Source organism: Shouchella rhizosphaerae (assembly GCF_900142675.1).
Classification (GTDB): Bacteria; Bacillota; Bacilli; order Bacillales; family Bacillaceae_D; genus Shouchella; species Shouchella rhizosphaerae.
The window spans coordinates 326857-348949 of record NZ_FRBS01000006.1 but is presented as its reverse complement, the minus strand read 5'-3'; the positions used below and the strand labels follow the sequence as shown (position 1 = coordinate 348949).

Genomic DNA, 22093 nt, shown 5'->3' with positions numbered 1-22093 from the left:
TTGTTTGTCACTTGAATAGGCAGCGCTAAAAAATCAACTGCTTGTTGTAGACGCTTCCATTGCTTATAATGTTTATTATCTAAACAAAGTCAAGGAGTCCAATGGATGATTACCATCGACCACGAAACAATGAAAGACATGAACAAATCAACGGTTTTCCGCCTCATTCAAAGGCACGCTCCCATTTCCCGGGCGGATATAGCCAAGAGAAGCGGATTAAATAAAGCCACTGTCTCTGCTCTAGTCGCACAGTTAATTGAAAACCAATTTGTCTATGAAATCGGTACTGGCGACTCAAGTGGAGGCAGAAAACCAGTGTTGTTGTATTGCAATGATCGGGCCAGCCATGCCATCAGTGTTGACATTGGCGTCAATGGCTTGCTCGGCATTATTACGGACCTCTCCGGCAAAACGATAGCCAAACGGGAAATGGCGCTAACTAGTAAAGAATTCAACATTGTTCTGGCCAACACAGAAGCAATCATTGAGCAATTGATTCACGAAGCACCTCCATCGCCGTATGGGATTTGCGGGATTACCGCTTCCGTCCCTGGCATCGTCGATTCGAAAGGCAACATATTGCTTGCCCCCAATCTAGGCTGGGAGAATGTTGATATCAAAACAGCACTTGAGCATACATTCAAACTTCCCGTTGTTGTTATTAACGAAGCAAATGCTGGAGCGCTCGGCGAAAAACAATATGGCGTCGGCAAACCTTATTCGGCGATCTCTTATATTTCCGTCAGCATTGGGATTGGCACTGGCCAAATTATTGACGGCAAGCTATTCACAGGTGCAAATGGCTTTGCAGGCGAATTTGGCCATATGTCCATTGACCGCCATGGAAAACAGTGCCGGTGCGGGAATCAAGGCTGCTGGGAGCTGTATAGTTCTGAAAAGGCGTTACTTGAAATCGCCGCCATCAACATGAACCGACGAAGCATTTCATTTGAAGAAGTGCTCGCAGCTGCCGAAACCGGAAACCAAGCTGCTCTAGATGCCTTTGCCACAGTCGGTCATTCACTTGGCATCGGCCTTGTCTCGATGATTCATTCCATGAATCCTGAGGCGATCATCATAGGCAACCGTTTTGCTAAATTAAAACCGTATATTCAAATCCCAATTGAAGAGACGCTCGCAAAACATCTTCCTTCCTATTATCAAAAAGCAGTCAAACTGTTGTTTTCAGAGCTTGGCCAGGAGGCGCCTTTACTAGGCGGATCTCTTCTTGCAACAAGCCAGTTTTTCAACCGCCACCGCATCCACTTAACGGTTCATTAGTACAGGCGACCCCTTCATTGTGTCGAGAAGCGGTACACCGTTTCATGTTTGTAAATCGTACCCGGTTCAAGCCAAATGTGCGGCAAATCGTCATATTGGAGGGAGGCAGGGGAAGCTTGTGCTTCTAAGCAAAAACCGCCATATTTTCTTGAAGGCCCGTCTGTAAGTTCTGGTTCTGAACCAAGCCCATTACCTGTATAGAGGACAAGACCAGGCTGTGTGGTTTCCATCGATAGCACACGGCCGCTTTTTGGTTCATAAACACGGACGCTTTCATGTTTAGTGTGATCAAGTAAAAAATAATGATCATAGCCATTGCCGACACACCGGTTTTGCTCTATCCCGTCTTCTAGGCCTTGCCGGAAAGCACGGCCTTGGCTGAAATCAAATAAACTGCCTTTTGCCTTTACGACGTTTCCAGTTGCAATCAACTCATTGTCGAGCTCAAGGTAGGCAGATGCATCCATTTCCAGCACATGGTCATGGATTGTTGCCCCTTTTTCTCCGGCCAAATTAAAATAGGTATGGTTGGTTAACGTAAGCGGCGTCCTCTTGTCAGTCTTCGCTGTGTATGAAAGAATCCATTCATTGTCATCGGTCAATGTGTACGTGATGTCGATGTCAACATTGCCAGGATAGCCGCCATCCCCGTCAGGAGAACGGTGATGAAACCGCACACCTGAACCCCTTGCAGATGTAAACGTTTCTGTTTCAAAGCGGATTTGGTGAAGCCCGTTAGCTCCGCCATGCAAATGGTTTGCCTCTTCATTTGCTTGCACATGTATTTGTTTCCCCTCTGCTGTAAATGAAGCGCCTGCAATCCTACCAGCAACTCTGCCTATTAACGCCCCAAAATAGGGACTGTTGTCCGTATACTCATTCATGTCCTTGTAGCCGAGGGCAACGTTTGCTAATTGCCCGCTGCGGTCAAAAGCATCTATTCTCGTTACGATGCCGCCGTAATCTAGGCAGTCAAGGCACATCCCATGTTTGTTTTGCAAACGAATTTGGTTCCAGCCATTTCTGACCATGTTTATTTTCGGTTCCATCAACTGTCTCCTCTTATTTGCGGAATGACGAGAGCGCTTTGCAAATGGCTGCTGTCGCCGGATAGACTTGTTTATACAATTCATATAACGTCTCATATGTTTTTGCCCTGTTACAGTCTGGCTCAAACACTGCATCCTGTTTAATAAATGCCTCTGCACATTCCTTCAGCGAACCAAACCAGCCAGCTCCGTATGCAGCCAGCATCGCCGCGCCCATGCCCGGCCCTTGCTCACTTGTCTGCTTCACAATTGGCGTTTGAAAAATGTCAGCTTGCATTTGTAGCCACATCTCGCTTTTTACTCCTCCGCCAATGGAAACAATTCTCTCAATCGTCTTTCCTTGTTCTCTGAACAAATCGAGTGACTCTCTTAATGAAAAAGTAATGCCTTCAAGGATCGCCCTAGTAAAGTCGGCCTTCGTATGGCTGCTATCAGCACCGATAAAACTAGCACGGATAGTAGCATCAGCATGAGGCGTCCGCTCTCCAGCAAGATAGGGGGTAAACAACAATCCATTTGCCCCTGGGGGGACTTCTGCCACTCCTGCAAGCAATTGCGGAAACGTTTCTTCAGGAGCAAATGTTTGCTTAAACCAACTTAAACTATATCCTGCCGCTAATGTGACGCCCATTGTATAAAATGCATCTTCAGCTGCATGGTTAAAATAATGGACGCCTCCTCCAAATGTCTTCCCTTTTTCTTCCTGATACGAAAGCATAACGCCTGACGTGCCAATGCTAGCGAGCGTCTTGCCGTCTTCTAAAATTCCAGCTCCTACTGCTCCGCACGCATTATCGGCTCCTCCAGCAAAAACGGGTGTTTGGCGAGGCAGCCCTGTTGCCAATGCGATGTCTTCCGTTAATTGGCCGACACAAGCATGTGATTCCACTAGCGGCGGACAAATCAATGGATCAATGCCAAATGCGGAACATAGCGGTTCGCTCCACGTTCTTCCTTCGATATCAAGCAAGAGTGTACCTGCTGCGTCAGAATAGTCGGTATGCAATGCACCAGTCAACTTCAAGCGCACGTAGTCTTTTGGAAGCACGAATTTGGCCGCTTTGGTAAACAATTCCGGTTCATGCTCCCGCACCCACATCAGCTTTGGCAATGTAAATCCTTCAAGTGCTGGATTTTTGGCTAATTGTTGCAACCTTTCAGCGCCTAGCTTTTCGTAAATCGCTTTGCATTGAGGCGAGGTGCGTGTATCATTCCATAAAATCGCCGGACGCAACACTTCATTTTGTTCATCGAGCAAGACGAGTCCATGCATTTGCCCTGAAAAACTGATTCCCTCAATTTGGGTCGTTGCTTGTGGCAAGGCTGCTGCAACCTCTGATAATCCAGCAATCGTTTCCCTGACCCAATCATTTGGATCTTGCTCGCTCCATCCTGATTTAGGATGAGACAACGGGTACGATTTAGACACTTCCATGACCACTTCACCCGTCTCGTTGACGACAAGCAATTTCACTGCGCTTGTGCCTAAATCAACACCAATGACATGTTTCAATTTGATCGCTCCTTGCCGGTCGTCTACTTATTATGCAAATGCATTTAATAAATACTGGTTAATGATTGCTTTTATCCGCTCCACTCGCCCTGAACGGGTTTTGATTTCGCCAAGTGACAGCGCATGCGCTTCAAGTTGGTGAAAATCCGTATTTCCTAAAACAATCTCGCGGCCGATTCCTTCCTTATAACTTTGATAACGGCTGTCGACAAACTGTTCAAGGACCCGGTCATCTATAAGCTGCTGCGCAACTTTCAAGCCGATTGCAAAGCTGTCCATGCCAGCGATGTGGGCGAAAAACAAGTCATCAGCTTCAAATGAACCACGCCGTACTTTCGCATCAAAGTTCAAGCCGCCTCTGCCAAGCCCGCCGTTTTGCAAAATTTCATACATCGCCAGCGTTGTCGAATAAAGGTCTGTCGGAAACTCATCTGTATCCCAACCAAGCAGAGGGTCTCCTTGGTTTGCGTCCACTGAACCAAGCATATGATGAATACGGGCATAACGCAGCTCATGCTCAAATGTATGTCCTGCAAGCGTTGCATGGTTTGCTTCAATATTAAATTTAAATGAATCTTGGAGCCCATAATGCTGGAGAAAGGCATATCCTGTAGCCACGTCAAAATCATATTGGTGTGTTGTCGGTTCTTTTGGCTTAGGCTCAATTAAAAACTGGCCATCAAAGCCAATTTCTTTTGCATAATCAACTGCCATATGGAAAAAGCGTCCGAGATTGTCCATTTCAAGCTTTAAGTCCGTATTTAATAATGACTCATAGCCTTCGCGGCCACCCCAGAATACATAATTTTCAGCGCCAAGCTCTTTGCCGATTTCCAAGCCTTTCTTTACTTTTGCAGCGGAGTAGGCGAAGACATCAGCTTCATTAGAAGACGCGGCACCGCCTACAAACCGAGGATGTGTAAAATTATTCGCTGTGTTCCAAAGCAGTTTCGTGTTGCTGTCTTTCATATAATCCTTGATCATCGCGACGATGACATCTAAATTGGCATACGTTTCTTTCAAAGAACTTCCTTCTGGGGCAATATCGACATCGTGGAAGCAAAAGTATGGGACATTGATTTTCTCGAAGAACTCAAATGCTGCTTCAACACGGGCCTTTGCCAAGTCCATCCCTGTGTACGCATTCCAAGGCCTTATCGCCGTCCCAGCCCCGAACGGGTCTGACAACGCTTCTGTAAATGTGTGCCAGTAGGCAATGCTAAAACGTAAATGTTCGGCCATTGTTTTACCGCTAACGATCTCATCCGGATTATAAAATTTAAATGCAAACGGGTTGTCAGACTTAGCGCCTTCATAAGAAATGTGGTTTACAGCAGGAAAATAGCTCATTCGATGACCTTCTTTCATTAGGTTTGTTTATTATTTAAACTAAGTTTAGCCTCTTTTTGTAAGCGGTGTCAATCAGATTATGAAAAAACGTTTAGGCGATATTAGGAAGGGGCAGCAAACCAGACACGTTTACTACGGAAAGTAGGTAAAAAGAAACGTGTTCATGGAGAGAAATAGAAAATGGGAATGCAGAGGATGTCTGCATTCCCTCGTAAAATATGTTTTTGATTTAGAAGTTCGTTCGGCCTCACCAGACTGGGATATGATCCTTTTATTTCAGCACAATTTGGTACCGTTCGATTTTTTCGCTAATGTCTGTAATCGCTTCCCGTAATAGCGGCAAGCAGGAGTCAAAACGCTCCTCATTAAAGCGATAGGCTGGGCCGGATATCGTAATGGAACCGACGATCCGCCCTTCATGGAAAAGCGGCATCGCCAAAGCGATAACATCTTCCGTATATTCGCCATGGCTTATAGCAAACCCGCGTTTGCGAATGGTTGCCAGCTCATTGCGCAATTCAATTTCACTCGTCATCGTCCTGTCCGTATAGGCTTTCAATCCTCCCGCAATCACTTCCTCGATTGCCTCGTCAGGCATATATGCCAAAATGCTGCGGTAAGACGCACCTACATATAAGGGAGCCCGGCTGCCAGCAGACACGGAAAACTTGACTTTATTGGCTGGTTCAACCACTTCAAGCGTAAGCGCTTCTTTGCCGTCCAAAATTGTTAGAAACGTGGACTCGCCTGTTTTCTCTGTTAAACGGGCAAGGCTTGGGCGGATCAATTCTTTTACATTTAACTGGTCATACATAATCGAACCTAGCTCCCACACGGCAAACCCGAGGCTATATTTCTTTGTCTCTGCATCTTTCGTTAGAAAGTTTTGGGCTTCCAGTGTTTCAAGTATCCGATATATTTTCGTATGATTGATCCCTGTAGCGTTGGACAGCTCCCTGCCTCCCCAAACAGGCTTTTCTTTCGTAAACATTTTTAAAATCTCCAATGCTTGATGTACAGTTTTTAACACAGCTCCTCCTAGGCCATTGCGGCAAGCTTAATTATTACTAGTTTACATCAAAACACTGCCCATGGGTGACTGACGTTTCACTTACTGTTGCAAAAAATCAATCACAGCAGCTACATACACTTTTGCACAAAGGACAACGTCCTCCACTTTTACTTTTTCGTCAAAATTATGGATGCTTGGCAAATACGCAGGCCCGTATTGGAGAACTGGAATATGGTGATCACGGAAATGGCGAGCGTCGCTGCTTGCCCACTGCATCACGCCGTACGCTTCTTCTTTCGTTACATAGGAAATATTATTGATAATGGCTGTGCAAACTGGATCGGTTGCAGGCGTATGGTTGGCATTGCTGCGAAATCCAAAAGGCGTAATCGCATAATCAATCCCTAGCTCATCAAGGCGCGCTTCAATGTACGCATACACTTCCTTTTGCGTAATCCCAAACGGCAGGCGGCAGTCAACTTCGACTGTACAGGTGTCAGGGATGACATTGGATTTTGTCCCCCCATGGATCGTGCCAATGTTGACGCTTATTTTTTCAAGAATTTCTTTGTATTTTTCACGTTCAACTTCGACTTCTTCCATATATTTTCGGGAAACAGCAAGGAGCGGTTTCACTTCTTCAGGGATATCGACGTCGATGTCAAAAACGGTACGGATTGCCGCAATTGCCTTGATTGCATCGGTGATCGCATTTCGGCCTGCAAGCGGGGACAAGCTTCCATGGCCCGCTTCGCCGTAAACGTCCAATTTAAACCAGCAAGACCCCTTCTGGCCAATTGTCGGATGCAAACGAGAAGAAGGCTCCGCAATTAAGCAACCGTCTCCCTTAATTAAGCCCCTTTCTAGGAGCCAAGGAACTCCGTACTCTCCGCCTGTTTCCTCGTCAGGGACGATTGCAAGCGTAAGTTTCCCAGGCAGTTTCACTCCCATCCGTTTAAGCAAAGCAGTCGCAAATAGCAAGCCGCCAAGGCCCGCTTTCATATCGCTAGCGCCACGTCCTAGGATCCAGCCGTCTTCGACAATGCCTGAAAAAGGGTCGAACGACCACTTATCCCGGTCCCCAGCAGGAACAACGTCCGTATGGCCGCAATATATTAGCTCTTTTCCGCCTTCCTCGCCAATGCTTGCAATCAAATTATACATCTGTTCATTCGATTGGTGCCAAGTAACATCGATTCCATCTTTGCCTAAATAATCAGCAATGAAGCGACTTATTTCAGTTGTATCGCCAGGGGGGTTTTCGGTATTGATCTGAATAAGAGAACAGACTAAGTCGATGAGCTCTTGTTTGTTTTCTTCTACAGCAACAATTAGTTCGTCTTTTACATTCATTTTACAGCCGCCTCTTTCCCGAACGTTTGCAAATGCGTCATTTTTCCGTACAGTTTTTCTAACAAGGCAAATTCTTCTTCATTATAAAACTGGCAATTTCCTTCGCCGTATGCTTTCGCCGTTTCAATCGAAAAACGGGCTGCTTGTTCGACATCTTCCAAATGGGTCGCTCCAGTGGCACAGCCAGCAACCGCCGCTTGCGCTGTGATCGCAACGCCGACAACTGGACTTTGAGTAGCGACAGCCGGCTGCAGAATGCTGTTGATATGGTAAACCCCGTTTCCATAAGGCGTAATATCTTGTGTGGTAATTGGCAACGTAACAGGCAATATTCCCGTTGACTGGCTATAGAGAAACAGCAAATCTTCGCTTACCCGTAACACATACCCTTCTTTTACAGTCGGCGTTACGGCAATGCCTTTATGGTTTGTAATTTGGTTTCCTTTCGTCGTATCAATGGACAAAATCGCTTCCATGGCTGGGTCGACTTCATAATGATTCATAGTTAAGATATCCACTGGCGAACCCATAAACGGAACTGGATCATGGGGCTGTGTTGGCGCATTGCCGCAAATGTGCGTGGTCAGGATAACGTCCCCATCCAAAAAGTCGCCTCTCTCTTGCATGTCTAGAAGCTTCGCCGCTGCTGACATCGCTGCAAGAGCACCGTCCCCATCGGAGACAAAGCCTGTCCGTTCTGGACGGGCTCCAATTCCGCCAAGCCTTCCAATGATACCCATGGTTGGCGCTGAACCTCCTGCTGAGCGACCGTGCCTTCCACGAACATGGACTTTAACAAAGTCTGTTGAGCCCTTTTCCCCATCGACGCGTGAAATGTCGACATCTGCATGAGGCGAAACCTCCTTTAAATAAGCAGCGACCTTCTCTCCTGATACACGGGGGTCGTCCATAATGTTATACAAACGCAAAACATGATTTAATGGCATATTGCTTCCTCCTCGGTGTCGTTCATCAAATGGCAAGCGACTTGCTGGCCATTCGTTTGTTTAATGAGCGTAGGGGCCACTTCCTGGCAAGACGGCATCGCCTCTGGGCAACGTTTGTGGAAGGGGCATCCTGGCGGCGGATTGACCGGGCTCGGCACATCGCCTGATAAAATCGTTCTCTGTTTTTGTTCAAATGGGCTTTCTTTCGGAACAGCTGACAACAGCGCTTTCGTATAAGGGTGTTTCGGGTGATGGTAAATTTGTTCATATGTGCCCATTTCCACGATTTTCCCTAAATACATGACGGCAATCCGGTCACACATATAACGGACAACATTTAAATCATGGGAAATAAATACGTATGTCAATTGGAACTCACTTTGCAAATCCTTTAACAAATTGATGACTTGCGCTTGGACAGAGACATCCAGAGCGGAGACCGGTTCATCGCAAATAATAATGTCAGGATGAAGTGCTAACGCCCGGGCAATATTGATGCGTTGTCGTTGCCCGCCTGAAAATTCGTGTGGGTAACGTTTGGCGTGTCCTTCATTCAGCCCGACTGTTTCAAGCAACTCATAAAGCCGCTTTTTTTGGCTATCCCTCGTGCCAACGCCATGGATGACAAGTGGCTCCATAATGAGTTGGCCAACGGTTTTACGTGGATCCAGCGAGGCATACGGGTTTTGGAACACCATTTGGATATGTTTACGCACTTTTCGAACTTCAGCTGCAGAAAGGCCAGCTAAATTTTTACCATGAAAGTGAACGGTCCCCTCCGTCGGCCGAATCAGTTGATTGATCAACCTAGCTAGCGTTGATTTGCCGCAGCCAGATTCGCCAACCACACCGAGCGTTTCCCCTTTAAATAGGTCAAAACTAACGCCGTCGACCGCTTTGACCGTTTGCGTTTCCCGCTTCAACAACGATTTTTTGATCGGGAAATGCTTCTTTACCTGTTCGACTTTCAAAATCGGTTCAGTCATGCCAACACTCTCTCCTTCCGTTCGAGCGTTTTGTCTTTTGTCTGAAAATGACAAGCCACTTGGTGCCCTTCCTCGGTTTCGATAAGCTCCGGCTTTTTCTCTTGGCACACCGCTTTTGCATAAGGGCAACGGTTGGCAAATGAACAACCTTTCATTTCAGCACGTAAATCAGGAGGCGAACCAGGAATCGGGTGAAGCCGTTCTTGTTGGCTGACTGTTGATAAAATTTGCGAATCAAACAACCCCCATGTATACGGGTGTTGTGGATTGTCATAAAGCGTTTTAGCAGACGCTGTTTCCACCGCGCTGCCAGCATACATGACAATCACTTTGTCGCAGCTTTCCCATACAACGCCTAAGTCGTGTGTGATCATAATAATGGCGGTATTAAATTGCTGCTGCAGCTCTTTCATCAACGTTAAAATTTGCGCTTGCACGGTTACATCGAGAGCCGTTGTCGGCTCATCAGCAATAAGCAATTTTGGGTTGCATGCTAGCGCAATGGCAATCATCACACGCTGGCGCATTCCCCCTGAAAACTCATGTGGATACATCGAGAGCCTTTTTTTCGGCTCTGGAATGCCAACAAGGCGCAACATTTCCTCTGCCCGTTCTTTTGCTTCTTTTTTGCTAAGCCCATTGTGAAGGCGAATCACTTCCATGATTTGATCGCCAACTGTAAATACAGGATTTAAAGACGTCATCGGATCTTGGAAAATCATTGAAATTTCATTGCCGCGGATGCTGCGCATCCGTTTTTCAGGCAACTTTAGCAAATCTTCGCCGTTGTAACGAATTACACCTTTTGGATAATTCGCGGGTGGCGATGGCAATAGCCGTAAAAGCGAAGTGGCCGTGACGCTTTTCCCAGAACCCGACTCGCCGACAATGCCGACTGTTTCCCCGCGATGAAGTGTAAAACTAACACCATTTACCGCTTTGACTGTATGGGCGGAAGAGCGAAAATGAACATGCAAATTGTCTACTTCCAATAAACGTTCTCGTTTTTCCATGAGCTCCCTCCTATACTTTCATTTTCGGGTCTAAGGCATCACGAAGCCCATCGCCGAACAAGTTAAACCCGAGTACAGTCACTAAAATTGCTAATCCAGAAAACAATGCCATATGAGGCGACAACACCAGATAGCTTGTCCCATCTTTCAAAATGCTGCCCCAAGATGGCGTAGGCGGCTGCACGCCTAAACCGAGAAAACTAAGCGCAGCTTCAGAAATGACAGCGCCAGCAATGCTCATTGTTCCATATACAATTAAAGGGGCAAGGCAGTTTGGCAAAATATGCGAAAACATAATTCGGCCATTTTTAGCGCCAAGAGAGCGTGTCACTTCAATAAATTCTTCTTCTTTTACAGATAGGACTTGGCCACGAATTATCCGCGCAAATCCGGGAACACTTGCAATGCCAATTGCGATGATGACATTGACAAGCCCTTGACCGAGGACAGCCATAAGTGAAATCGCTAGCAAAATAAATGGAAATGCAAATAGACCGTCCATTGTCCTCATAATGATTGAGTCTAGTTTTCCTCCATAAAATCCAGCAATTAAGCCAAGGAATGTACCGACAAGCGCTCCAAGGACAATGGAACCTAAGCCAACAATAAGAGAAATCCGTGAGCCATAGACGATGCGCGAAAACAAGTCACGGCCATAATTGTCGGTCCCAAGCAAATGGCCGCCTGACCCTGCAGGTTTAAGCGAATTGGCGGCATCCATCGCATTTGGAGAATGAGTTGCGATCAAAGGAGCAAACAAGGCGAGAATGACCATCATGACAATAATCGCCATCCCAATGGCAGCCAGTTTGTTTTTAAGAAGTTTGCGAAAAAATCGGAATTTGTTTCTTTCTTCAAACGAAACCGGTTGTTGTTGTTCGATGACAGGCGGCTGTTCCATTAGGATGTTCCTCCTTTTGAGCCATTTAAGTCGACTCTCGGGTTAACGACTTTGTACAATAAATCAACGACTAAATTCACTAATACGAAAATGAGGGCAATAAACAAAACAGACCCTTGGACAACAATAAAGTCACGTTTGTCGATTGCATCAACAATCATTCGCCCCATTCCTGGCCACGCATAAATCGTCTCTGTCAACACCGCGCCCCCTAGTAACATCGACACTTGCATACCCGTTACAGTCAACAAAGGCGTCAACGCATTTTTAAACGCATGTTTGCTGATGACCCAAAATTCTTTTAATCCTTTTGCCCGTGCCGTTTTAATATAGTCCTGCGCCCCTACTTCAAGCATGCTGGAACGAGTAATACGGGCAAACTCAGCCATTGGTATCGTCGCGAGTGTCACACTAGGGAGAAGCAAGTATTTAAAGAAATCCCACAGGCCGTTGTCAAGTGAGCCCATCCCTGTTGCTGGCAACCAGCCAAGCTGGACGCTGAAAAAAAGCACAAACATCACGCCAAGCCAAAAAACAGGCATCGATACACCGACAAGGGAACCGAATGTGACAAGGTAATCAATGACAGAATTTCGTTTTGCTGCGGCTATCATTCCAGCCGGCACACCGACTAACAAAGCAATGGCCAGTGCGGAGACGGCGAGCAGCAATGTGTTGGGAAAACGGTCCATGATTAAAGACAAGACTGGTTCGTTATAATAGGCAGATGTGCCAAAATCAAGCTGGAGCAAGTCTTTGAAATAGTGGAGAAGCTGCTGAAAAAACGGCTGGTCTAGCCCCAGTTCGCCTCTTAATGCTTCCACGTCTTCTACACTTGCTTGTGGACCAAGCATGACACTTGCCGGATCCCCGGGCAAGAGTCGGGTAATGATAAAAATAACCAATGAAACGACGAATAAAGTTGGGATTAAATCCAACAACCGTTTGCCGACAAAATGAATCATGACGATCCCCCTAGTAAAAATTGAATCATTGATTCGTTATCTGAAATTTAAAGCTGATTATAGCATAACAACGACCTTTGTAAATGGTTAATTTTCTGTATTTCAGAAAGTTTAATTTTCGCCGTCAGAAAATCTGACAGTGAAAAACCCTTTGTTTAATTGGTTTTTTAAATGAAAACCCTTAAAAATAGACGGATAAAATAAAAATCTGAAAAAATAACCATTTACTTTTCAGACTTCTTGCGCTAAAGTGAGCGTAGGAATTTTCAGAATCAATGTTTCACTATTAGAAACACACAAGGGGGATATCAGCAAAATGAAAAAAACAGCACTTCCATTCCTTTTGGCAGCTTCGCTGTTTGCATTAGGTGCTTGTGGCGGAGGGGGAAGCGATACGGCTTCAGAAGGCGATGCTAGCAATGGCGGCGCCAGTGCAAATGCCGATGGCACATTGACAATAGGTTTATCAGCCAATCCGAAAACGTTTGATCCAGTTGATTACTCTGGCCAATATGAAAGTCATATTATTCGCAACGTTGCTGACACGCTCGTCGTCTATAACGAAGATCTAACCGAAATCATACCTTCCTTGGCAACCGAATGGGAAGCTGCTGACGACTTAATGAGCTACACCTTTAAGTTGCGCGACGACGTTTACTTCCAACCAGGCGACTACCAAGACGGCCGGAAAATGACAGCGGAAGATGTAAAATATAGTTTGGAACGTTCAGCGAACGAATCGGCTTTAAACCGCCTCCGTATGGTAGAAGAAGTCGAAGTTATTAACGACACAGAAGTCAAGCTTATTTTAAACGCACCAAACTCTGCCTTATTGGCTGTTTTAACCGATGCCGGCAATGTGATTGTTCCAAAAGAAGAAGTGGAAGGCCACGGGGATAGTTTTGGCTCACACTTGGTCGGAACAGGCCCTTTTACACTGGAACAATGGCAACAAGACCAAATGGTGAAGCTAGAACGTCATGAAAATTACTGGGGGGAGACACCTAACTTAGCCCAGTTAAACTTTCAAATCATTCCTGATCCAACTATGATGACAAATTCCTTGCGTTCAGGCGATATTGATATTGCCACTGATGTGAAAGGACAAGACCGGGAATTGATTGAACAAGACGGCAACTTAGAACTTTTATCTGTACCTGGGTTGGCAACAACATACTTGGATTTAAACAACGTCGAAGGACCGACAGCAGACCCGAAAGTACGTGAGGCCATTTACAAAGGCACGAACGTGCAAGAAATGGTAGACGGTGTGTACCAATGGGGTGGGGCAGAAGTTTCTTATTTGCCAATTCCGCGTCAATCATGGGGCTATGATGAAGCACAAGAAAGCTTAGCGCCTTCCTATGACCCAGAAGCAGCAAAAGAGCTTTTGGCCGAAGCAGGTTATCCTGATGGCTTCGATACCGAAATTTACGTAGCAGAGAGCCGCGTCCCATACGCGACAATTTTCCAAAACCAAATGGCAGAGATCGGTGTTAACTTAACGATCAACACAGTGGAATGGGGCACTTATTCCGACATCGTCTCTAAAGGCCAAGCACCAATGTCGATTGGCGGATGGACATGGTATCCTGACCCTGATTTCTATTTGTACCAGCTGTTCCATAGCGACCAAATTGGCGCGCTCGGAAACGGAAAAGGCTACAAAAATGAGGAAGTCGATGCGTTGCTCACAAAAGCGACGTCGGAAACAGATGACCAAGAAGAACGTGCAGCGATTTATCAAGAAGCACTTGAACTCATTATGGCCGATGTCCCCCGGATCGAACTTGATAATACGGAAACAGCGGCTGGCGTTTCCTCCCGCGTTCACGGCTTTAACGTTAGCCCAGACGGTTCTATCCGCATCGTTACGCCTTACGGTACCAATGTCTCCGTTGACTAATGCATCTAGAAGAGAAGCGAACAAACGCGCTTCTCTTCTTTTGTACATGCCCCAAAGTAGCCATCATGTTAGAAAGGATGTTCTCTAATGTATACAGCTATTCGTTCTACCCACGTCTACGATTCCGATTTAGCTGCGTATCAAGCGAAAACGATTCTGCTCCAAGGCCCGTCCATTGAGGCATTGCTTCCCTATCACGCATCGCTCCCTGACAACTGCGTGGTTATCGATGTAGGCGACCACTATGTTCTACCGGGTTTTATAGATGGATTTAGCCAAATTGGCGCAAAAGAAATCGGTATTCGCTGGGAAGGCGAGGATGAGACAGAAACCGCACAAAGCGACGACTTGGCTCCTTATCGAATCATCGACAGCATTTATCCTTTCGACGCTGCCTTTAAAGAAGCGCTTGCCAATGGCGTGACGGTATCCCACGTCGCTTCCGGACCAGGGAGCGTGATCGGCGCACAAACCGCGATCGTGAAGCATGACGGAGTAACTGTGGATGAGATGGCGATTACGCCTTCGTTTGGCCATGCTTTTTCACTTGGTGACATTCCTAAACGTACATTTAAACAACAGACAAATCAACCATTAACGAGAATGGGCATTGCCGCTTCCTTGCGACGTTACTTTGACAAACACGGCACGCCAGCAAACGTATTTATCCGCGCTTACCACGGGACTGACATTGACACAGCGTTGCGCCTCCAAGAGGAGTATGCATTTACATTGACGCTTGTCCATGGTACAGGCGCCAATGAACGTCAACTGAACGAGTTAAAACAACGGGGGGCGTCTCTATTTGCAGGGCCGATGTTCCAAGCGCGGGAGCGTCACGAACAACAAACATTGTGCCCTTCCTTTCATAAAGAAGTTGTTTTATTAGGCATCCCCCATGCGATCATTTCAGACCACCCTACCACTTCTGTGCGGAACTTAAAATTAGAGGCCGCGCTGGCCGTACGTGAAGGTTTGGACGAAAAACACGCATTAAACGCCCTTACACTTGCCACTGCCGAATGCTTAGGGATCTCTGACAAAACTGGCTCGATTACAGCAGGAAAGCAAGCTGACATTGCCATTTGGAATGGCGATCCTTTATCGTTAACAAGCTCCGTCACCCACACGTTTGTAAGTGGCAAACTCTGTTATGAAAAGGAGAAGGAACAGCGATGAATACAGTATTTCGTGGCGCAGATTTGTATACAGTCGATACCGATTTCACGGTTATCCAATCAGGAGATCTTTACGTCGCTAATGGCAAAATTTCAGCGCTTGGCCGCCATCTGAATGTACCAGCTGGCACAAAAGAAGTCGAGGCAAAAGGGATGGTTATAACGCCAGGTCTCATTGATATCCACACCCACGTCGGGATCTGGGCTGAAGTGACAGAGGACGTAAACGATGCCAATGAATATTCTGAACCGTTCACCCCCCTCATGGAGGCAACGGACGGCATCCATTTAGACCATTTTTCCTTCCAAGATGCCGTGCGTGGCGGCGTTACCACTGTACAAACGGGGGCTGGAAGCGCCAACCCGATTGGCGGCATTTGGTCCATTTTGAAAACAGCTGGCGCTACATTAGAGGAGCGACTCTTAATAAAACGAAGCGGGCTGAAAGGCGCTCTAGGCGAAAACCCTAAAAATGTATTCGGGCAAACATACCGCAAAAAGCCATTCACACGTATGGCAGTTGCTTCGATTATCCGCAATGGCTTCTTGAAAGCTTTGCCTTATCGGCACTTGTCAAAAGAGGAACTCAGTGTTGATCTCCAAGAGCTGTGGCCGTTTATTGAAGTTTTAAATGGCAGCATGCCGCTCCGCCTCCACTGCCATCGTGCCGACGACATTGCAACTGCTCTTCGCATTGCCAATGAATTTGGCGTCAAGCTCCATCTCGAGCATGCGACAGAAGGCTATATGATGATCGATGCGATCAAAAAAGCAGGGGTGGCGGTCACACTCGGTCCATTTATGATGTCTGCTTCTAAATATGAATTGCGGAACAGCACTCCTAAAAGCCCTGCCCTAATGGACGAAGCAGGCATCCCATTTGCAATTATGACAGACCATCCTTTTACGCCTATTCAATATTTATCCGTCTGCGCAGCGGAAGCAGTCAAATACGGACTTTCCTCTGAAACCGCACTCGCAAGCATTACTCGCACTGCTGCAGAATTAGCCGGCATCTCAAACCGCGTCGGCTCACTCGAAGTAGGAAAAGACGCTGATCTAGCGGTTTGGACAGGTCATCCATTTGCAACAAAAACAAAACTTTGCGCCACTTATATTAATGGTAGCTGCGCTTACCATTCTAATCCACAATAGACGCTAAAAAGCCGCCAAATGATCCTTGGCGGCTCAGACTGTAGACAGGCGCACGCACCTTTCGTTGCCCACCGTTCATAGACTTATGAACCTCCGTCTACTTGCATCGCCCATGTTAAGCGACCTTGTTCTATTTACTACTCTGACGTTACGCCTCCAACTTTTGTATTCGCCTGCGGATTGCTCGGATCGCCACGTCATGTTCGCTCAAAATTTCATAGGTTGATTTTTGGTTCTCCAATAACTGTTTCACATTTTTGTTCGTTTCCATCACTGCTTGTTTGATCATGCCTTGTTCTTCTTTCAACTTATTCACGTCGTTTTCTACCCGTTGAAAACGCTTTTCTAACCCATCAATACGTTCTTCTAAACCGTCAAAACGCTTTTCTAACCCATCAATACGCCCTTCTAAACCGTCAAAACGCTTTTCTAGCCCATCAATACGCCCTTCTAAACCGTCAAAACGCTTTTCTAGCCCATCAATACGCCCTTCTAAACTGTCAAAACGCTTTTCCAACCCACCCAAACGGGCAGCTAATTCCTTGACATTCTTTTCCGTGGCCACCGTTTTTTCCAAAATCAATTTTAACAGTTCTCTTTCCTCCAAGTAGATCGCCTCCTTTACAATTTGATGCCCGTCCATGTTGTTCACTCTTATTTTATTCTACCAAAAACAAAAGAAAAGGAGAACATTAGTTCTGTTTTTTCTCATTACCCAATTTAATCAGACTCGAGTTTATGGCAAAAAAAGAGCCGAATCGGAATTCGATAGCGGCTCTTCTTCTATTGATTTATTTTCCGAGATAGGCAATGGAATACTGGTCTGCAGCAACCATGGCATCAACGAGGGCATCGGCAGAAGGAACGCTTGCCAAGTTATGGCTGCTTTCGCCTTCTTGCAAAGCTGTTTGTGCGACTTTTAATAACTCATCGCGGCTTATTTCTTCAATATGGAGGTCTTTAAATGTCACAGGCAAACCAAGTTTTGACAGTAATTGAATGTAACGGTTAATCTCGAATTGATTGCGGTCTTCCCACGCTAGTTGTGTCAATATGCCAAACGAGACCTTTTCCCCGTGGCTTAGATGATGGATATCGCCATCAAGCACGGTAAAACCATTATGGACAGCATGCGCCAATGCGAGACCCCCACTTTCAAACCCGAGGCCGCTTAACAGTGTATTGGCTTCTATGACTTGTTCAAGGGCGTGGGAAACAACTCCCCGTTTATTGGCTTCATAAGCAAGCAACCCGTAATCAAATAAAACTTGCTCACACTTCTCAGCAATCGCTAACCCAGCGATGGTTGCTTTTCCTCCTGCCATTGTAGTGCCGCGCCCTTCAAAAGAAGCTCGAGCCTCGACCCAAGTAGCAAGAGCATCAGCAATGCCTGCTGCTAAAAATTTCGGCGGAGCACTAGCAATGACTGTCGAATCGACAAGGATCATATCTGGGTTCTTGCTATAAAAGGAATAGCGTTCAAACACACCGTCCTCTGAATAGATGACCGACAAAGCGCTTGTCGGCGCATCGGTTGAAGCCGTGGTCGGAACAATGGCACAGGCGGCACCTTTCAAGCGATCTCGAACCCCTTTAGCTGTGTCCAATGTTTTTCCGCCGCCGATTCCAACGATAATATCAGCGCCTCCGCTTTCGGCCTTTTTTACAATCCGCTTAATTTCCGCTTCTGACGATTCACCTTCAAATGTGACTTCCACCACGTCAAGCCCAACTTCTTTCAAGCTGTCCGCCACTCGGTTTGCAGCTATCCCCCAGACAAATTCATCAGCTATAAGCAGCGCCTTTTTGCCTAAGTCTTTCACGTATTCCCCTGTCTTGTCGAGAACCCCTCTGCCTTGCACATACTTGCTTGGACTAATAAAAATTTTCTCGTCCATTTTGCCTATCCCTCCTGTCGATCTTTCTACCTATATAATTCCACAGATCGACATGATGCAAACCTTTTCGAGGAAAATATATAAAACTAGATCCCCTTTATCCTTCCGGAGATAGACCGAACGCTTGCTTATTCGCTGTCCCTCCGTAAGATGTTACTTTATGTTATAAAAGCAAGAAATTATTTAAGCTCTTGATTGTTTCCCTTTTGAGGGCGTCACCAAAAAGTGGTCTTCAATATCGGCAAAAACGGCTTTCATATTTAACACAATCAAGAAAACAATTACACTTCCTGTAAACAGGATAAAAAAATTCGTTGTGCTAGCCGTGATGACTCCAACGATAAATAAGATTAACAAATTTCCTGTCGTTTGTTTCACTTTCGTAAAACCATAATAAATCGACAACCTGAACAGATCGCGCACCCTGAATTTGTAGCGCGCATTGATTACTAAAACGTTTAACATTACCATTGCCCACATAATCAACAGAACAACTAGGATTGTCGACCCAATTTGACTTATGTGTGATGGCGATTGGCGAAAATAGTGGAAGTCGACTAATAAAATAAAGCAGATGACGAGCATAGGCAACCAGATGGAAAATGTATCTTTTAGATTTTTTTTATAACCTTCAAAAAAATCCCGTGTAGGGGACAACTCCTTCGTTCTCACAAGCTTCTCCATTGAATAGCACATCGCAGCAATCGCAGGTCCTGATGGTATCAATGCCAAAAAGTATAAAAGGATGTTGGAGAAAGTAGGTTGCAATGTCATGAAGAAGAATAAAAATACGCTATTCATTAAGATAAAATAGATATTTGTCAAAAGAAACCAATAAATATAGTTTGTCACCGTAAACAAGATTCCTTGACCATATTCTTTTTTATCTTCCATATCCGTTCACCCCTTCCTTAGTGATTTCATTTATGTAATAACATGATAGGCAAAGGCTGCCCTTCAAAGGAGAAGGACAACCTCGAATACTCCGATCAGTTATGCTTATAGTCTTGGTATGTTTGGTTGGCGAGGTCGACATACCTTTGCAATCCTTGTCCTTCCAACTCTGTTACAAACGTGTCAAATTCATTTAAATCACGTTCCCCCAAAATAAACTTTAATGTATTTTGGTCTGTATAATCCTTTAATGGTGTGCTCAATAATGTCGCCTGTTCTCTATCCTCTGCTGTATAAGGAATGAGCGGTTCTAAAGGAATCGTCGTTTTTATGTTTGCCATATCCTCTTGAAATTTGATTTCTTCTTCAGTAAACATCGAATGGAGCAGCTCTGTAGTCCCTCCATAAGCAAAGACGCCGCCAGAGAAACCATAATCAACGCGCAAATCTGTCGTTCCGTCAGGGTTTAATCCATTGTAATTTACATCGTCTACTAAATTTCGCACCCCATCTGTTTTCGTGTAGGTCGTGCCTTCCACACCCCATTTTGTAAATTCTTGCCCCTCATCACTGTAATAAAGCCAATCAATAAATTGCAGCAGCGCTTCGAAGTTTTCGCTTTCTTTTGCTTTAGACGAGATCATGACGCCATTCTCGAAGCGGCTGCCAGCCATTAAATGGCCGGCAGGGCCGCCTGGCACCGTTATTTTTGCAATTGAATAATTGCCTTCACCTAGTAATTTGTCCATGCTTGTTCTATATGTCACAACATCTTGGGCATTTCCATTAATAATAAAGGAATTTCCAGAAACAAATTTTTGGGTAGCTTGTTCATCTCCCTGTGTAAAGCTTTCTTTATCTAAAAGGCCTTCTTTCACCAATTTATTGAAATATGTCAACAGTTCTTTGTATTCGTCTGTCGTTGCGCTATAAACAAATTGATCTTTTGACTTATCATAGGTTAAGCCATTGCCAAAACCCCAGCCTGCCTTCGTGCCAAAGCCTGTTGCGGCAATGCTTAGAGTGCTGTTAAATTCATAGCGGTCGGAAAATGGAGTGACATCGGGATAAATCTCTTTTAGCTTCTTCATTGCTTCGTACAATTCGTCCCAAGTAGTTGGCAGCGCAATATTATTTTCCTCAAAAATATCGGTTCGCACAATCAATGTATACTCTGGCCATACGTTCTCATGCAAGCCTGGAAGAAGATAAAATTTTCCGTCACTTTGTTGCAGCGTTTCTAATTCATCTTCCATTTCCCATTTCTCAATTTTATCTCTAAAATGGGGCATTTTATCCATATAGTCACTTACAGGAAGAATCGCTCCAGAAGGGACAAATGAGGCCTCTTCTCCCGGGTACGTTTTTGGGATAATGAGTGGTGATTCCCCAGAACTAATTAACAAGTTTCGTTTTTGTGTGTAATCGCTCATTGGAATAATCGTCGGATTTAGCGTCACATTTGTGAGTTCTTCGATTTTCTCCCACAACAACCAATCCTCTTTATAAGGGTAATTTGGGTGGTCGCTGTACATCATCGAAAACTCAAGCGCTTCTTCAGCTTTAAATGTGTCGCCGACATTATACGATTCCATCGCCCCTTTGGAATTCATTTCTTCTTCGCCGTCAGAGTCTGTGCTGGAACAGCCGGCAATTACTAGTAAAAGCAAAGCCGTTAGACAAATAGCAGTCCATTTCTTTTTTAGACACTCGTTCATTTCTATTCCCTCCCTTTTTATTCGAAAAGCACTACGCTTCTTCTTCCTATCTTGAGCAGTAATGACTGACACCATTGCTCGTTAGCACTTAATTTACTTAACAGACCCTAACATCACGCCTGAGACAAAGTATTTCTGGACAAACGGGTAGACAGTTAAAATCGGTAATATCGTCAGGACCATCGTAACCGATTTGATATTGGCTGAAATCTGTATTAAATTATCTGCTGATGTTGCGCCCGCTGCCGCGCCGCCAGTAGCCCCAGCAATCATATTTCGCAAGTAGATCGTAACGGGAAACAAGTCTTTTTGGTCAAGATACAAAAAGGCTGGAAACCATGAATTCCAGTGTCCCACTGCATAAAAGAGAACCATTGTTGCCATCACAGCTTTACTAAGTGGTAGAACAATTTTGAGAAGAATTCCATACGTATTCATCCCATCCATTGCGGCTGCTTCTTCTAGCTCATCAGGCATATTTTCAAAAAACGATTTCATAATAAGCATGTTATAAATACTAATCGCTCCCGGGATCACAATCGCCCAAATGGTATTATGAAATCCTAAGTTATTGATTAGTAGATAGTTCGGGATTAAACCTCCATTAAAAAACATCGTAAATACGGCAAATAATGTTAAAAAACGGCGGCCAACCAAACGTCTTTTTGACAGTGCATAAGCAAAGATCGTCGTAAAAAACATGGAAATCGCTGTACCAACCACTGTATAAACAACAGTATTTTTATAGTTAATCCAAAACATTCTATCTTCAATCACTGTCTTATACGTTTCAATATTAAAGCCTTTTGGAATTAAATTGACTTCTCCAGCGCTAATATAAGCTTCACTACTAAAAGATTGTGCAACCACATTTAAAAAAGGATAAAGCGTACAAAAGACAATGACTAGCAAAATAAACACATTGAATACTTTAAAAATCTTGTACTGGATGGATTCCTGCATATTTCCCCCTC

At 45.2% G+C, this 22093-nt stretch carries 19 protein-coding genes; 4 read left to right on the top strand and 15 right to left on the bottom strand.

Going from position 1 to position 22093, the window contains the following annotated elements:
- The first annotated feature begins 105 nt into the window (after nt 1-105).
- Complete coding sequence (locus BUC05_RS17975; RefSeq protein ID WP_011245432.1) at nt 106-1281, top strand: ROK family transcriptional regulator; 1176 nt, start codon at nt 106-108, stop codon at nt 1279-1281.
- A 14-nt stretch (nt 1282-1295) separates the two neighbouring features.
- Here BUC05_RS17975 and BUC05_RS17970 read toward each other — a convergent pair whose 3' ends face one another.
- The 10 genes from BUC05_RS17970 to BUC05_RS17925 all read right to left on the bottom strand — a co-directional run bounded on the left by BUC05_RS17970 (nt 1296) and on the right by BUC05_RS17925 (nt 12370).
- A complete protein-coding gene (locus BUC05_RS17970) occupies nt 1296-2330 on the bottom strand; it encodes an aldose epimerase family protein (protein ID WP_073305627.1) in 1035 nt (344 codons plus the stop codon).
- Between the two features lie 13 nt (nt 2331-2343).
- Complete coding sequence (gene xylB / locus BUC05_RS17965; RefSeq protein WP_073305625.1) at nt 2344-3843, bottom strand: xylulokinase; 1500 nt, start codon at nt 3841-3843, stop codon at nt 2344-2346.
- A gap of 30 nt (nt 3844-3873) precedes the next feature.
- Nucleotides 3874-5193, bottom strand: a complete 1320-nt coding sequence (gene xylA, locus BUC05_RS17960) for a xylose isomerase (protein WP_011245429.1) — start codon at nt 5191-5193, stop codon at nt 3874-3876.
- A gap of 271 nt (nt 5194-5464) precedes the next feature.
- Nucleotides 5465-6223, bottom strand: a complete 759-nt coding sequence (locus tag BUC05_RS17955; RefSeq protein ID WP_035205254.1) for an IclR family transcriptional regulator — start codon at nt 6221-6223, stop codon at nt 5465-5467.
- An 81-nt stretch (nt 6224-6304) separates the two neighbouring features.
- The gene (locus BUC05_RS17950; protein WP_011245427.1) at nt 6305-7558 is read right to left on the bottom strand and encodes a M20 family metallopeptidase; all 1254 of its coding nucleotides are present in this window, start codon (nt 7556-7558) and stop codon (nt 6305-6307) included.
- On the bottom strand, nt 7555-8505 hold the full coding sequence (locus BUC05_RS17945) for a DUF1177 domain-containing protein (protein ID WP_073305623.1): 951 nt from the start codon (nt 8503-8505) through the stop codon (nt 7555-7557). Before BUC05_RS17945 ends, BUC05_RS17950 begins: the two co-directional genes overlap by 4 nt.
- Entirely contained in the window at nt 8496-9491 is a 996-nt protein-coding gene (locus tag BUC05_RS17940) for an ABC transporter ATP-binding protein (RefSeq protein WP_035205259.1), read from the bottom strand. The genes BUC05_RS17945 and BUC05_RS17940 overlap by 10 nt, the downstream gene beginning before the upstream one ends.
- Entirely contained in the window at nt 9488-10504 is a 1017-nt protein-coding gene (locus BUC05_RS17935; RefSeq protein WP_011245424.1) for an ABC transporter ATP-binding protein, read from the bottom strand. The genes BUC05_RS17940 and BUC05_RS17935 overlap by 4 nt, the downstream gene beginning before the upstream one ends.
- A gap of 10 nt (nt 10505-10514) precedes the next feature.
- Complete coding sequence (locus BUC05_RS17930) at nt 10515-11405, bottom strand: ABC transporter permease (RefSeq protein ID WP_035205260.1); 891 nt, start codon at nt 11403-11405, stop codon at nt 10515-10517.
- Nucleotides 11405-12370: an ABC transporter permease gene (locus tag BUC05_RS17925; protein WP_011245422.1), complete on the bottom strand. Its 966-nt coding sequence runs from the start codon at nt 12368-12370 to the stop codon at nt 11405-11407. The genes BUC05_RS17930 and BUC05_RS17925 overlap by 1 nt, the downstream gene beginning before the upstream one ends.
- A gap of 316 nt (nt 12371-12686) precedes the next feature.
- Between BUC05_RS17925 and BUC05_RS17920 the strand changes: the two genes are divergently transcribed.
- From BUC05_RS17920 to BUC05_RS17910, 3 genes are all read left to right on the top strand, one after another.
- Nucleotides 12687-14276, top strand: coding sequence for an ABC transporter substrate-binding protein (locus BUC05_RS17920; RefSeq protein WP_073305621.1), 1590 nt, complete (start codon nt 12687-12689; stop codon nt 14274-14276).
- A gap of 87 nt (nt 14277-14363) precedes the next feature.
- Nucleotides 14364-15455, top strand: coding sequence for an amidohydrolase family protein (locus BUC05_RS17915; protein ID WP_084140092.1), 1092 nt, complete (start codon nt 14364-14366; stop codon nt 15453-15455).
- A complete protein-coding gene (locus BUC05_RS17910) occupies nt 15452-16609 on the top strand; it encodes an amidohydrolase (RefSeq protein ID WP_063608234.1) in 1158 nt (385 codons plus the stop codon). The genes BUC05_RS17915 and BUC05_RS17910 overlap by 4 nt, the downstream gene beginning before the upstream one ends.
- A 148-nt stretch (nt 16610-16757) precedes the next feature.
- Here BUC05_RS17910 and BUC05_RS17905 read toward each other — a convergent pair whose 3' ends face one another.
- From BUC05_RS17905 to BUC05_RS17885, 5 genes are all read right to left on the bottom strand, one after another.
- Nucleotides 16758-17252, bottom strand: coding sequence for a hypothetical protein (locus BUC05_RS17905; protein ID WP_073305619.1), 495 nt, complete (start codon nt 17250-17252; stop codon nt 16758-16760).
- Between the two features lie 148 nt (nt 17253-17400).
- Entirely contained in the window at nt 17401-18507 is a 1107-nt protein-coding gene (locus tag BUC05_RS17900; RefSeq protein ID WP_073305617.1) for a glycerol dehydrogenase, read from the bottom strand.
- A 183-nt stretch (nt 18508-18690) separates the two neighbouring features.
- Nucleotides 18691-19401 (bottom strand): YesL family protein, encoded by a 711-nt coding sequence (locus BUC05_RS17895; protein WP_073305615.1) that lies wholly within the window; start codon nt 19399-19401, stop codon nt 18691-18693.
- A gap of 95 nt (nt 19402-19496) precedes the next feature.
- A complete protein-coding gene (locus tag BUC05_RS17890; protein WP_073305613.1) occupies nt 19497-21119 on the bottom strand; it encodes an ABC transporter substrate-binding protein in 1623 nt (540 codons plus the stop codon).
- A gap of 93 nt (nt 21120-21212) precedes the next feature.
- Complete coding sequence (locus BUC05_RS17885) at nt 21213-22082, bottom strand: carbohydrate ABC transporter permease (protein ID WP_073305611.1); 870 nt, start codon at nt 22080-22082, stop codon at nt 21213-21215.
- Between the last annotated feature and the right edge of the window lie 11 nt (nt 22083-22093).